The following is a 14,448-nucleotide window of genomic DNA, read 5'->3' as shown; positions in this document are numbered from 1 at the left end:
GGAGAATTTTATAAAAAGTTTTCCGACCACCATCCGAAAGAGAGATGATGGCCGGAAAGAATGTGGTTCGTGGTGTTTATATTACTTATCGCCGCTGATCCTACGAAGATCGGTGCGGTACTTCTTCATCTGGTCAGCAAAGGTCTTCTGCGGACGACCGAGCTCTCTTGCAATGGCACGGTCGGAGATACCCTCCGGGTGATCCCTCCAAAGCTGGATGATGGTATCGGCCTCCGGGTCGAGTTCACGCAGACGTGCAAAGAGCTGCTCCAACAGCATACGGTCGGCTATGACTTCATCCATCGGTTTGTTGCTGTCCGGGATATAATCGCCGAGTGTGCCGTTGCCGTCCGGGAGAGGTTGATCCAAAGATGTGGTGTCACCTGCCGCGTGGTATTCACAGCCGATGCAATCGCCGTCGCACTTCCATATAAAGCGATACGGACACATGCACCTGCCGTGATCCTGCTCCTTGTGGCGGATACGGTCGGCTTCCTTATAAAAAGAGTCGTGCTGTGTCTTGGTGACTGGCACCTTCTCGCCGGTGCTGCGAACGTAGATGAAATAGGTCTTCTGATTGTCATTGTTTTGCATAATAAAACCTCCGATTTTCGTGTGGTTCCCGAACCGGAGGTCTCATGAAAAGAGCGTGGAAGGCCGACCGGAACGGGAAATAAATCCGTTTCAGTTGCCAACCACGCTCGTAGGTTGGTGTTTATTTACTTGTGACTGCTATGACCGTTCGAACCACTCTGCATGCCGGGTGAGCGTTCATAGCGGTGAGCCTTTTTATGCCTTGCTCAGGGTAGTCAGCAAAATAGACTAAAAAGTTTCTTTGCGTTCACAAATTAAATATCAGCGAAAGCTCGGAAAGAATTGAAATTCGCCGAAATCTGTGGTATAATGTAAAAGCAAGTTTTGTCAGTCATCTGCTGACTGACATCATTGTACAAAATCTGGTCTTTTCGGTTATGACTGCTGATGACTGCGGTTTGACCTGAGAGGTCAAAAGGAGGTATAGCGAAGTGTTTTTTCATGAGATTGCTGGCGAACTCAAGACATACATGGATCCGACCGGTCGCGGTGGCGATTTTGTGATTGCACTGGTTGGAGACACTTTACGCGATCCAATGACCGAGGAAGAAGAAAAAATGGCTGAGAACGACGAGTTCAATCCTCTCGCCAGCAGGATGTCGATCAATATGCTTGACCAGATTCTTGAAGGAAAGAAGTTTATTTCAAAAGCCCGTGCAGGCCTGATCTGCAGCCGCTATGACGGGCAAGACTTCGCTGAAGAAATCGATAATCTTTACGATGCCGACAAGGATCATTTGCAACAATTCCTCCTGCGTCGTGGAATATCAGTCGAAATAGATGAGCTTGGATCTGCTGTTCAGGATATTCTGAATCAGATTTTTCACGGACTTTCCAAGGGAATGCATGATGTCGATATTAATCTGACCATCCATGATCCTAAGCCCAGCATTAAGAATCTGGCTGGAGACCGTATCTATTGCGAAAACGGGAAACTTTATATCGATGGTGACGTTATTGAATTGCCAATCAAACTAAGCGACGCGCAGATTTATGATTTTGAGGCAGACTATATATCTGCACTTTGTGATGCCTACGCCGATGTACTGTCTCGTGATTCGGTCACTATGGACGATATCCCAAAGTTGCCAAAGAAGTATCAAACAAATTTTTATGACCAGCGAAAGGCATATCTGAGTGCTGAGAGTATTCAAAGATCCATCAGTGAAGTGTATGAGGACGGAGAAAATCAGTTTGATATTTTGAAGAGCGATGCGTTTGACGGAATAAAAACTACATATCTTGATGACTACGACAACGGCTATAGACGACTGTTAGAGGTGTTGAAGAAGATCTCTGATGTTCAGCTCACGAAGTCAAAGCTGTCACTAATTAAGAATTTGATAGGAAATTTAGAAAGGCTTGGAATTGTTCATATATTGGTGAACGACAAGACGATTAAATCGTGGGTTGATCCATATGCGGAGTAAAGTATTCAATACGGTATTTGAAAATATGCTGCGGGTGCTGCTTTTGGCTGATACCTTAGATACTCCGGCAAATGTGGATAGACTTGCAGCGCTGGACTTCATCTGTATTTACGGAAAAAAGTGCAAGGTGTTGGACAAGAATCTGCACGGAGATAACGAGTTCGGTTTTGCCGAATTTGCCAACAAGCGCGAAAAAATAACTGAGGCGATAAAGCTCTCAGTCAGGAATGATTTTATAAATGTTGAGCATACAGAACAGGGCTTCCTATATAGCATTAACGACAGAGGGCGCGAGATCGTTCAGAATATCCAGTCCTCATATGCAAGAGCGTATACGGTAGGAGCTAAAATTGTATGTAGGAAGTTTTCAGGTTTTACCGATGATGGTGTTTTGCAGTATATAAGCGACCGGGCGACGGAGTCAAAGGAGGCGTAAGGATGCAAAAGTTCATGATCGAAAAATTACGTGTATCCGGAGCCGGAAAGATTGATGGCGTCGTTGATTTTACAGATGGATTAAATATCATACAAGGCAGGTCAAACACTGGTAAAACGTGGATACTGAAATGCATATACTATCTTTTCAGTTCTGATACAAGACCTTACTCACCGCTGACTGGCTACACAGATATCGAGGGAACCTTCCTCACGGAGAGGTATGGCCGGATCAAGATTTCCAGAAAGCTTGATGAGGAAAAGGTTACTGTTGAGGCAGAAAACGAAGAAGTAGAAAACGGCGAGTATGATACAAATTATAAAAAGGATAATTCAAGATATCTGAACGATCTGTGGCTACGCATCATCGGTCTTAATGAGACGATTGAGGTTCCGAAGACTGCGCGGTATGCAAGAGAACGTATGTCATGGACTAACATCGCCAGCGTTTTCTTTGCCGATGAAAATGAGATTGATAAGTCTGAGTCACTGGTGATTAAGGACTCTCGATATGAAACGCCTTTGATCGCTTCCTTATATTTTTTGCTGACGGGCGACTATAAAAAGGGCGTGCAGGAGATTACGAAACCGGAAGTAGCAACGGCAAAGAAGAAGGCCGTAGTTGATTATATCGATGAGCAGGTTGCCGTCTTGACCGAAAAGCGAATCAGCTACATCATGCAGCTGGAAGAACTGAAAGGCACAGATATAGACAAAGAGATGCAGGAACTCTCCGAGCGCATCCAAGAAATACAGCAGGAAATAAAAGATCTGATGGAGGAGAACACTGCCATCGTAAGACAGGTCGCTGAATACCAGCAAGAAGACGCAAATTGCCGTGTCCTTGTTGATCGATATGAATCGCTCATCAGTCAGTACAAAGCAGACCTGCAGAGACTTGATTTTATCTCAAAGGGCGAACAGGTGGTTAAAGATCTGCCTTCTAATGGTGTTTGCCCGTTTTGTGGCGGAGAGCTTCATCCGGATGACGACGACAGTTATATAGAAGCCATTAATGCCGAAATAAAGAGGATTGCCTCCGAACTCGCAATAATTGTAGCCACAGAGGATAATGTCCGGGATGAACAGAAAACGATACAAAAAAGCATCAAGGAACTGCAAGAGCGAAGATCTGAAATAAGTGCCGCTCTTGATGAAAAAAATCAAGAAATCCAAAACTGTCGATACAATATGCAACGATTTAAGGATTACACGACGCTTCAAAACGGAATCGATTTTGTGAATGATCAGCTGGCTATTCTTGGAGATAAGAAAGTCTCAGAACTGAAGAAAAAGAAAAATCCTCCTCTCTACCACGCAAAGCAGGAATTTGAGGAAGAAGTAGGAACTGGCTTCAATATAATCCTTAATAGGATACTGAAAGAATGTAATTATCGTTCTGTCGGATATGCCAGTTGGGACTTTTCTACATTTGATATTCTCATGGATGGAGTTCCCAAGTCGGAGGATCAAGGCAAGGGATATCGGTCTTTCCTGAATTCAGTGGTTGCACTAATGCTATACGAATACTTCAACAAAGATGATGTGTTTATAAAACCGGGCTTCCTAATGATAGATACACCGTTGTTGGGCTTCGATGAAAATGAGGATGGATTTGATGGCGAGACCATTAAGAACGGCTTGTATCAATATTTCCTTAATCATCAGGGCTCCGGGCAGGTGATCTTAGTAGATAACCTTAATGTCATACCTCAAAACATAGATTTCAAAGCAAGAGGAGTTAATGTAGTAACGTATCACAAGGACGAGAAGGACGGACACGAATACGGGTTTATGCCGAGTTGGAGAAAAGATCTCCCGAAGGAGTAGAAATGAAATTATCTTACAAAAAATTATGGGTGAAATTGGTAGAGCAGGATATGAAAAAAACTGAGTTTGCAAAGAAGGCAAAGATAAGCTCGGCCTCCCTTGCCAAACTCGGAAAAGGTGCCAATGTAACGACGGATGTATTAGTTAAAATATGTGAAGAGTTAAATTGCGAAATTTCAGATATTTGCGAAATAGTGCCGGATGAGGCTGCGGAGGAAAAAGCCTGATCGTGACATCCAAAGGAGTAAATCTATGAAAATCTTTGACAATGTCACGGATATAGTCCGGGACGATTTAAAACAGACAGTGAAGCGTGGCAGCAAGGTTTCCATCGCTGCTGCATGCTTCTCCATGTATGCATATAAAGAGCTGAAGGCTCAGTTGGAGCAGGTTGACGAGTTCCGCTTTATTTTCACGTCTCCGACCTTCATCAAGGAGAAGGCTGAGAAGCAAAAGCGCGAATTTTATATTCCTCGTCTCAGCCGTGAGAGCAGTTTATATGGTACAGAATTTGAAATTAAGCTTCGTAACGAAATGACGCAGAAGGCCATCGCCAAGGAATGCGCGGATTGGATAAAACGCAAGGCGACCTTCAAGTCTAATGTTACCGGAGAAAACATGGGCGGATTTATGACTGTTGCTGCAACTTCGGAAGAAGTGGCCTACATGCCTATGAACGGATTTACGACTGTGGATATCGGGTGTGAGCGCGGTAATAACAGCTATAACATGGTTAACCGTATGGAGGCTCCCTTTTCGACACAGTACATGCAGCTATTTGAATCGCTCTGGAACGACAAAGATAAGATGCAGGACGTGACGGATGTCATTATTTCTAATATCAGCACGGCCTACAATGAGAACTCACCGGAATTCATCTATTTCATGACGCTTTACAATGTTTTCAGTGAATTCCTCGACGATATATCAGAGGACGTTCTCCCGAACGAAGCCACAGGTTTTAAGCAGAGCAAAATCTGGGGTATGTTGTATGATTTCCAGCGGGATGCGGTACTTGCAATCATCAACAAGCTGGAAAAATATAATGGCTGCATCCTCGCGGACAGCGTCGGACTTGGTAAAACTTTCACCGCGCTGGCTGTTATCAAATATTACGAGAATAGGAATAAAACGGTTCTTGTCCTTTGCCCGAAGAAACTATCCGAAAACTGGAACACCTATAAGGATAACTACGTAAACAATCCGATTGCTTCTGATCGGCTGAATTATGATGTCCTTTTCCATACAGACTTGTCGCGTTCCGGAGGGTTTTCAAACGGACTTGATCTTGATCGTCTTAACTGGGGAAATTATGATCTCGTAGTCATAGATGAATCACACAACTTCAGGAATGGCGCAGGCACTCACGCCAACACGCAGGAGAACCGGTATGTAAAACTAATGGATAAGGTCATCCGTGCTGGTGTAAAAACGAAGGTGCTGATGCTTTCTGCTACGCCGGTTAATAACCGTTTTACTGACCTTAAGAACCAGCTGGCTATTGCCTATGAAGGCAATTCTGAATTCATCAATGAGAAGCTCGATACCAAAAAGCCGATTGATGAGATTTTCCGTCAGGCGCAGAAGGCTTTTAATGCGTGGAGCAAGCTCGATCCGGAGGCTCGGACAACAGACGCGTTGCTTCGGACGTTGGATTTTGACTTCTTTGAGGTTCTCGATAGCGTAACGATTGCACGTTCCAGAAAACACATTGAGAAATATTACAACACGGAAGAAATCGGCAAGTTCCCGGAGCGTCTTAAACCTATATCAAGGCGTCCGAGTATGACCGATCTTTCGAGTGCCATTAATTATAACCAGATTTATGAACAGCTGATGCAGCTGACTCTTGTAATCTATACTCCATCAAATTATATCTTTCCAAGCAAGATGTCGAAGTACATCGACCTTACGCACAACAAGGGTAATAACCTTACTCAGAAAGGTCGTGAGCAAGGTATCCAGCGTTTGATGAGCATCAACCTCCTGAAGCGTCTGGAAAGTTCAGTGTATTCATTTAATCTAACACTTGGGAGAATACTGGAGCTGATCAAGAGCACCATTCAGTCAATTGATAATTTTGAGAAGTACGGCAAGGCCGATCTGGACATGTATGAGGCTACCGAAAACGACTTTGATATCGATGATGAGAACAACGACTACTTTACGGTAGGCAAGAAGGTCAAAATTGACCTTGCAGACATGGATTATAAAACATGGCGTGATGAGCTTCAGCATGATGCAGATACACTTGAATTATTGACGCTTATGATAGCGGATGTTACACCGGAGCATGACTTGAAGCTACAGACCTTGCTTCACCTTTTGGATGACAAGATGAAGCATCCTATCAATGAGGGCAACAAGAAGGTACTAATCTTCTCCGCGTTCTCTGATACAGCAGAATATCTGTACGATCAGGTGTCTGTTTATATGAAAAATAACTACGGACTGGATACCGCTGTGATTACGGGAACTATTGATGGGCGTACGACTATAAAAGGGCTAAAGGCTACGCTCAATAATGTGTTAACGTGCTTCTCGCCGATTTCTAAAAGCCGCGATGTTTTGATGCCGGGTAGCACGAAGGAAATTGATATCCTGATCGCTACCGACTGTATTTCTGAAGGACAGAACCTGCAGGACTGCGACTATCTGGTGAATTACGATATCCACTGGAATCCGGTGCGTATCATTCAGCGCTTCGGTCGAATAGATCGTATTGGAAGCAGAAATAAATATATCCAGTTGGTAAATTTCTGGCCGGATATGACGCTGGATGATTATATCAATTTGAAGTCCCGCGTTGAGACCAGAATGAAGATTTCTGTCATGACTTCGACCGGTGATGATGATCTGATCAATCCGGAGGAGAAGGGCGACCTCGAATACAGAAAACAGCAATTAAAGCGTTTGCAGGAGGAGGTCGTGGATATTGAAGATATGTCCACAGGTATTTCCATTATGGATCTGGGACTCAATGAGTTCCGGCTTGACCTGTTGGAATACATAAAGACGCATGAAGACCTCGCAAAGAAACCGAAAGGACTTCATGCTGTGGTTCCGGCCACAGGCGAAAATCCGGAGGGCGTGATTTTTGTCCTGCGGAATATCAACAACAGCATAAACATTGATAACCAGAATCGCATTCATCCGTTCTACATGGTTTATATCAGTGTTGACGGAGAAATCGTCTGTGATTACCTGAATCCAAAGAAACTGCTGGATACAGTCCGGTTACTGTGTCGCGGCAAGTCGGAACCGATTCTGACGCTGTGCGAGAAATTTAATAAAGAAACTGACGATGGAAGGAACATGGAAGAAGTATCTCAGCTGCTCTCCGATGCTATCAACTCCATCATCGATGTAAAAGAAGAAAGCGATATTGACAGCCTCTTCTCCGCAGGCGGAACTTCTGCCCTGATGTCGGAGATCAACGGGCTGGATGACTTTGAGCTTATTTGCTTCTTGGTAGTGAAATAAGGAGGTGGCGTCTGTGCTTGGCTTGCCCAAGAGTACGGAATTCAACAGGAGAATTCCGAAACAGAAGTTTTACGAGAACCTTTCAGTGACGCCTGCCTTAAAGCGAGTGTTCATTGATCAGATAAAGGTGATCTACTGGAGAAACAAAATCGCTGCGACAACAATGAATCTTGCCGCAGGCGAAACCGTCACAGAGGTGGAAATCTTCGAGGTGCGGCTGGACGATCCAAAACTGGACGTATCCGTTCTCCGGCAGATCGATAAGGAAATACCGTACCACATCATCTTCCTGCTGGAATACGACGGCAAGTATCAGGCGTGGACGGCATACAAGGAAGAAGCGGCGTCCGGCAATAATGCCTTTAAGGTCGGAACCTATTACCATACCGACTGGCTGCCGGAGTCGGAATTGCCGCTAAAGATAGATGGCCTGAATATCGACAAGGTGTATGAGAACTTTGTGCGGCAGATTGCCGGGGATGCGCTGCAGACCGACACGGGCGAGACCTTAAAAGAATCGGTCGAGCGAGATGAGCGACGGCAGCAGCTGGAAAAACAAATAGCCGCGCTGCAGGTTAAGGTAAGAAAAGAAAAACAGCTGAACAAGCAGGTGCAGTTGAATGCAGAGCTTAAAAAGCTGAGAAAGGAACTGGAGGTGCTAAGCAGTGGATCATGATCAAGAAGTTAAAAAAATCCTTGCTGGAAGAACCTCTGCTGGCACGATAAGAAGCAGAGAAAGTAACACCGTTGAATTCAAACAATCCTTCAATAAAGGAAGTACAGCAGCCTACGCTAAAACAATGGCGGCCTATGCGAATAACAGCGGAGGGTATATTATCTTCGGCGTTACGGACTCGCCAAGAAAAATTATAGGTTTGAAGAACGATAATTTTGAAAATTTAAAGCAGGAAGTGTTTACAGATGCTATTAATTCTCTTTTCTCACCTGCAATTGAGTGGGAAATGGGAATGATAGTTTTGGATGAAGAAAAAGAAGATGACAATGGCATAATTGTTACTGAACAAAAGAAAATCGGATGGATTTACGCCATTGAATCTGATGTTAAACCGGTGATTGCACAAAAGGATAATAGCAGCGAAAGCATTACTGCAGGAGATGTGTTTTATCGTTACAGGGCGAGAAACGGGAAAATTAAGCCTGCTGAAATGGAGCGGATAATAGCAGACCGTATCAATCGAGAACGTGAGAATTTGCTGAGAGTTCTTGAGGTAATAAGAAAGAGCGGAACTGCAAATCTGGGAATTGTTAATTATAGCGATGGTAAGTTTTCAACGCCATATGGTGTTGACGTAGCGTTTGATAGAAAACTTGTCACGCAGGTTTTGAAGAAAGCTAAGTTCATAAAGGAAGGAAGCTTCAACGAGACAGATGGAATCCCGGTAATCAAGGTAACGGGTAACATTGATTTAGCGGAGGAAGTTCCTGTTCCAGAAGGAAATCCGGATGATACACATCCATATATTCAGAAGCAGATGGCTGAGATATTAGGAATCAGCACACAGGATTTGTATGCGCTTATATGGTACTTCAAGATGAAGGAATCAAAAAAGTACCACTTGGAAATTACAGTTTCAAAGAGCAGCAAGACACATAAGTTTTCAAACTTCGCACTTGAATTCCTGCAGGAGAAACTGAACGAACTTTCAGTTAATGAGGCTGAGTTTGAAAAGATAAGAATGGCCTATAAGAACAGAAATAAACAGGAGGAAAAGTCTAATGGATAAAATGAGGATGGAGTCGGTTGATATGACAGCGCAGAACATTGACAGGATTGCTGAGCTGTTTCCAAACTGCATCACCGAGGCTCTGGACGAGGAACACAGCACGCCGGAGCATAAGGTTTATAAGAAAGTTGTGAATTTCGAGCTTCTGAAGCAGATGCTTTCCGGCGACGTGCTGGAAGGTGATGAGGCCTATGAATTTACATGGGTTGGAAAGAAGGCTGCTATTGTAGAAGCCAATAAGCCCATCCGCAAAACGCTCCGTCCCTGCCCAGAAGAAAGTGTCGATTGGGATACTACGGAGAACATGTACATTGAAGGGGACAACCTTGAAGTCCTAAAACTGTTACAGGAAAGCTACCTCTGCAAAATAAAGGCTATATATATTGATCCGCCATATAATACAGGTCACGATTTTATTTATCCTGATACCTTTATCATGGATAATGAAGATTATGATTCTGGGACAGGGTATTTCGACGAAGATGGTAATGTGAATTATCAACGAGAAAATTCTGCTTCGGCTGGGAAATATCATTCTGACTGGTGTTCCATGCTTTATTCAAGATTGATGCTTGCTCGAAATCTTCTTACTGATGATGGGGCTATTTTTGTTTCGATTGATGAGAACGAGCAGGCAAATATTAGAAAACTTTTAGATGAGGCTTTTGGTGAAGAGAATAAGGCTGCGGAGTTTATCGTGATTAGAGCCGAGGGCGGTGGCATGGCTAAACAGGTAATTAAAGGGCATGACTATCTGTTCGTATATGCAAAGAATATCAGCAAGTTTATTCCGCTCGGAAAGCCAAAGGATGTAAGAGGCAAGATTGTTGAACGTGATGGAGAAACATACTGGATTCAAGAGGACTGGTTAAGAAAAGAGTTTGGCAAATATGGTAATTGTCACTATGAGGAAATTCTTGAATACAAGGGTCAGGCCAAGCTCGATGAAATCAATGCTGGTTTGGCAAATGGAGAGTATATTTTGATTCCAAAGCCAAACGGGATGAATATCGTTGGAAAACTGCGCAACCTTAAAGAAGACTCTTCGAAATTCTATTCTATTCTGAAGCATCTTTCGAAGAATGGTATTGAAGATCTTAAGGCATTGGATATGGACAAATACTTCAGCTATCCTAAGCCTGTTTCTTTGATAAAAGAAATGATATCTGGTATCACTTTGTTTACTGGAAAAAAAGGAGATATAGTACTTGATTTCTTTTCTGGTTCAGCAACAACAGCACAAGCGGTAATGGAACTGAATGCTGAAGAAAACGGAAATCGTAAATTCATTATGATTCAGCTCCCTGAACCTTGTGATGAATCAACTGAAGCATATCAGGATGGCTATAAGACAATAGCGAAAATAGGAGAAGAACGTATACGGCGAGCCGCAAAAAAGATATCAAATGAACACCCGGATGCAATCTTTGATGGTGGATTCCGTATTTTCAAGCTTGATGATAGTAATATGAACGATGTCTATTATGCTGCTGGTGACTATAGTCAGGGGATGTTATCTATGCTGGAGTCCAATGTAAAATCTGACCGCTCTGATCTCGATTTGCTTTTCGGTAGTTTGCTTGAATGGGGACTTCCGCTTTCGATGCCTTATACATCAGAGAAAATCGAAGGATGCACAGTCCACACCTACAATGAAGGTGATTTGATCGCCTGCTTTGATGAGAATATTCCGGACTCTGTTATTAAAGAGATAGCCAAGAGACAGCCTCTTCGTGCTGTTTTTCGGGATAGCAGCTTCAATGGAAGCCCAGCAAAAATTAATGTCGGCGAGATTTTCAAAATGCTGGCACCGGATACAAGAGTAAAAGTAATTTAAGGAGGTAGCATCCGCATGAGGATACAATACAAACATCAAAAATTCCAAGCTGATGCTGCCAAGGCCGTCGTCGATGTATTTGCAGGTCAGCCGTATCTGACGCCTTCCTATATGATGGATCGAGGAACCGGAACATTTCAGATTGGAATAAATGAGGAACGGGATTATACCGGTTGGAGTAACCAGAAGATTGTGCCGGAACTTTCCGACCATCTTATTCTGGAACATATACAGAAAATTCAGCGAACAAATCAGATCCAGCCTTCGTCAAAGCTGGAAGGGCGCAGCGACGGTTTTAATCTCACCATTGAGATGGAGACAGGTGTCGGCAAGACCTATACGTACATCAAAACTATGTACGAGCTGAACCGAGCCTACGGCTGGAGCAAGTTCATTATAGTAGTACCGAGCATCGCTATCCGTGAAGGCGTGTACAAGTCATTCCAGATGACGCAGGAGCACTTCGCGGAAGAGTATGGAAAGAAGATCCGCTTCTTTATCTACAATTCTACGCAGCTTACAGAGATAGACCGTTTTGCCTCCGACAGCTCGATTAATGTTATGATTATCAATTCGCAGGCGTTTAATGCCAAGGGCAAAGACGCAAGGCGTATTTATATGAAGCTGGACGAGTTCCGTTCCCGCAGGCCGATTGACATTATTGCTAAGACGAATCCGATTCTGATCATTGATGAGCCGCAGTCTGTTGAAGGTAAGCAGACAAAGGAACGCTTGAAAGAGTTCCAGCCGTTGTTGACGCTCCGCTATTCCGCTACGCATAAGTCAGACAGCATTTTTAACATGATTTATCGTTTGGACGCGATGGAGGCATACAACAAGCGTCTGGTTAAGAAGATCGCCGTTAAGGGTATCACAGAGACCGGCAGCACGGCTACGGACAGCTATCTCTATCTGGAAGGTCTGAATCTTTCCAAGGGTGATCCGACCGCGACGCTTCAGTTTGAAGTCAAGATGGCCAGCGGCACTCCAAAGAAAAAGAGCCGCGTAGTAAAAATCGGCGATAATCTCTACGACTATTCCGGCGGGCTGGAAGAATATAAAAATGGCTTTGTGGTTAAGCAGATTGATGGCCGTGATGACTCAGTGGAATTCCTGAACGGTATCAAGATTTACGCCGGTGATGTGATGGGTGCGGTCGATGAAGACCAGCTGCGTCGTATCCAGATTAGAGAGACCATCCTTTCGCATATTCAGAGGGAACGTCAGCTCTTCTATAAAGGCATCAAGGTATTGTCGCTGTTCTTCATTGATGAAGTGGCAAATTACCGTGAATATGACGCTGCCGGTCAGCCGGTGAACGGTAAATACGCGACGATGTTCGAGGAAGAATATGAAGACGTCATCAGCAACCTGCAGCTTTCAATCGGTGAAGATGACTACATAAAATACCTGAACAGTATTAAGGCGTCCAAGACTCATGCCGGATATTTTTCAGTAGACGGTAAAGGCAAGATGATTAACTCCAAGGTCGGTCGTAAGGAGACCACCTCGGATGATGTCAGCGCTTATGAACTGATCATGAAGAATAAGGAGTTGCTTCTTGACCGAGATCCGAAAAAGTCGCCGGTACGTTTTATTTTCTCGCATTCTGCTCTGCGCGAAGGATGGGACAATCCTAACGTATTTCAGATTTGCACATTGAAGCAGTCCAGCAGCGATGTTCGTAAGCGTCAGGAAGTAGGTCGTGGCCTGCGTCTGTGCGTTAATCAGGATGGTGAACGTATGGATACCAATGCACTCGGAAACGACGTACACAACATAAATGTTCTGACAGTCATTGCCAGTGAGAGTTACGATTCTTTTGCCAAAGGGTTGCAGACCGAAATGGCTGACGCTGTTGCTGACAGACCGCGTGCTGTTACAGTTGATCTCTTTGTCGGCAAGGTCATCAAAGATGATAAGGGTAACGAGCAGGTTATCGATCAGGATACTGCTTCCGCAATTCACTACGACATGATCGTCAACGGTTACATCGACCGTAAAGGCGTCCTGACAGATAAATATTACGAGGATAAGGCAAACGGAGAAATCAAGGTCGCAGAGGAAGTAGCAGATTCCGCAGCCTCTGTTATTGAGATTGTTGATTCCATTTATGATGCCCGCAGCATGCAGCCTGAAAATGCCCGCAGCAATAATGTCGAGCTTCAGGTCGATGAAGACAAGCTGGCAATGCCGGAGTTCAAAGCTCTGTGGTCAAAGATTAATTCCAAATCGGTATACGTGGTAGACTTTGATACCGATGAGCTAATCAAAAAGTCCATAGCATCACTTGATGCCAAACTGCGTGTGTCAAAGATTTACTTCCGGGTCGAATCCGGCGCGATGGATAATATCAAGTCGAAAGATGAACTGATTTCCGGAGCATCCTTTGTAAAAGAAGAGTCGGCCAGCTACGGTGTGACCATCACGGCAAACTCGAATGTAAAATATGACCTCATCGGAAAATTGGTAGATGAGACAGGTCTTACCCGTAAAGCAGTTATTGCTATCCTTCAGGGTATCCAGCCGCACGTGTTTGATCAGTTTAAAGACAATCCGGAAGAGTTTATCGTTAAGGCCGCGGCTCTTATCAACGACGAGAAAGCCACAGCAATAATCGAGCACATAACCTACGATGTACTTGATGAGCATTATGGCATGGACGTTTTCACTGATCCTACTATCAAGGGCAAGCTGGGCGTAAATGCGATGAAGGCAAAGAAGCATCTTTACGATCATATCGTTTACGATTCATCGAACGAGCGTGACTTTGCGACAGACCTTGATACGAACACTGACGTTGCGGTTTACGTGAAACTGCCTGATGGATTCTATATTTCCACTCCGGTTGGTCACTATAATCCTGACTGGGCGATTGCTTTCTATGAGGGCAAGGTAAAGCACATATATTTCGTGGCAGAGACGAAAGGCTCCATGAGTTCTATGCAGCTGCGTTTGATTGAGGAGTCGAAGATTCACTGCGCGAGGGAGCACTTTAAGGCCATCTCCAATGGGAATGTGGTTTACGACGTAGTCGACAGCTACAAGTCCTTACTGGAGAAGGTAATGAAATAAAAAGCCAGTGAGTTCTGGT

The 14,448-nt window shown here is 44.2% G+C and carries 10 protein-coding genes; 9 read left to right on the top strand and 1 reads right to left on the bottom strand.

What is annotated here, in order from left to right:
- Window positions 1–81 precede the first annotated feature (81 nt).
- Window positions 82–594: a sigma-70 family RNA polymerase sigma factor gene (locus FYJ63_RS06030; protein WP_154544789.1), complete on the bottom strand. Its 513-nt coding sequence runs from the start codon at window positions 592–594 to the stop codon at window positions 82–84.
- 431 nt (window positions 595–1,025) lie between these two features.
- Between FYJ63_RS06030 and FYJ63_RS06025 the strand changes: the two genes are divergently transcribed.
- From FYJ63_RS06025 to FYJ63_RS05985, 9 genes are read left to right on the top strand one after another with little or no spacing between them, the layout of a single operon-like run.
- Window positions 1,026–2,024 (top strand): ABC-three component system protein, encoded by a 999-nt coding sequence (locus tag FYJ63_RS06025; protein ID WP_229770013.1) that lies wholly within the window; start codon window positions 1,026–1,028, stop codon window positions 2,022–2,024.
- Window positions 2,014–2,460 carry an ABC-three component system middle component 2 gene (locus FYJ63_RS06020; protein WP_195839350.1) on the top strand — a complete coding sequence of 149 codons (447 nt, stop codon included), beginning with the start codon at window positions 2,014–2,016 and terminating at the stop codon, window positions 2,458–2,460. The genes FYJ63_RS06025 and FYJ63_RS06020 overlap by 11 nt, the downstream gene beginning before the upstream one ends.
- 2 nt (window positions 2,461–2,462) lie before the next feature.
- Window positions 2,463–4,289 carry an AAA family ATPase gene (locus FYJ63_RS06015; RefSeq protein ID WP_154544787.1) on the top strand — a complete coding sequence of 609 codons (1,827 nt, stop codon included), beginning with the start codon at window positions 2,463–2,465 and terminating at the stop codon, window positions 4,287–4,289.
- A gap of 2 nt (window positions 4,290–4,291) precedes the next feature.
- Complete coding sequence (locus tag FYJ63_RS06010; protein WP_154544785.1) at window positions 4,292–4,516, top strand: helix-turn-helix domain-containing protein; 225 nt, start codon at window positions 4,292–4,294, stop codon at window positions 4,514–4,516.
- A gap of 25 nt (window positions 4,517–4,541) precedes the next feature.
- The gene (locus FYJ63_RS06005) at window positions 4,542–7,772 is read left to right on the top strand and encodes a helicase-related protein (RefSeq protein ID WP_154544783.1); all 3,231 of its coding nucleotides are present in this window, start codon (window positions 4,542–4,544) and stop codon (window positions 7,770–7,772) included.
- A 13-nt stretch (window positions 7,773–7,785) separates the two neighbouring features.
- On the top strand, window positions 7,786–8,448 hold the full coding sequence (locus FYJ63_RS06000) for a DUF4391 domain-containing protein (RefSeq protein ID WP_338106853.1): 663 nt from the start codon (window positions 7,786–7,788) through the stop codon (window positions 8,446–8,448).
- Window positions 8,438–9,517 (top strand): ATP-binding protein, encoded by a 1,080-nt coding sequence (locus FYJ63_RS05995; protein ID WP_338106852.1) that lies wholly within the window; start codon window positions 8,438–8,440, stop codon window positions 9,515–9,517. Before FYJ63_RS06000 ends, FYJ63_RS05995 begins: the two co-directional genes overlap by 11 nt.
- The gene (locus FYJ63_RS05990) at window positions 9,510–11,354 is read left to right on the top strand and encodes a site-specific DNA-methyltransferase (RefSeq protein ID WP_154544781.1); all 1,845 of its coding nucleotides are present in this window, start codon (window positions 9,510–9,512) and stop codon (window positions 11,352–11,354) included. Before FYJ63_RS05995 ends, FYJ63_RS05990 begins: the two co-directional genes overlap by 8 nt.
- A gap of 15 nt (window positions 11,355–11,369) precedes the next feature.
- The gene (locus tag FYJ63_RS05985; RefSeq protein ID WP_154544779.1) at window positions 11,370–14,429 is read left to right on the top strand and encodes a type III restriction-modification system endonuclease; all 3,060 of its coding nucleotides are present in this window, start codon (window positions 11,370–11,372) and stop codon (window positions 14,427–14,429) included.
- The last annotated feature ends 19 nt before the right edge of the window (window positions 14,430–14,448 follow it).

This window comes from Mobiluncus porci (assembly GCF_009695935.1).
Lineage (GTDB): Bacteria > Actinomycetota > Actinomycetes > Actinomycetales > Actinomycetaceae > Mobiluncus > Mobiluncus porci.
This window is presented reverse-complemented; position numbering and strand designations above follow the sequence as displayed.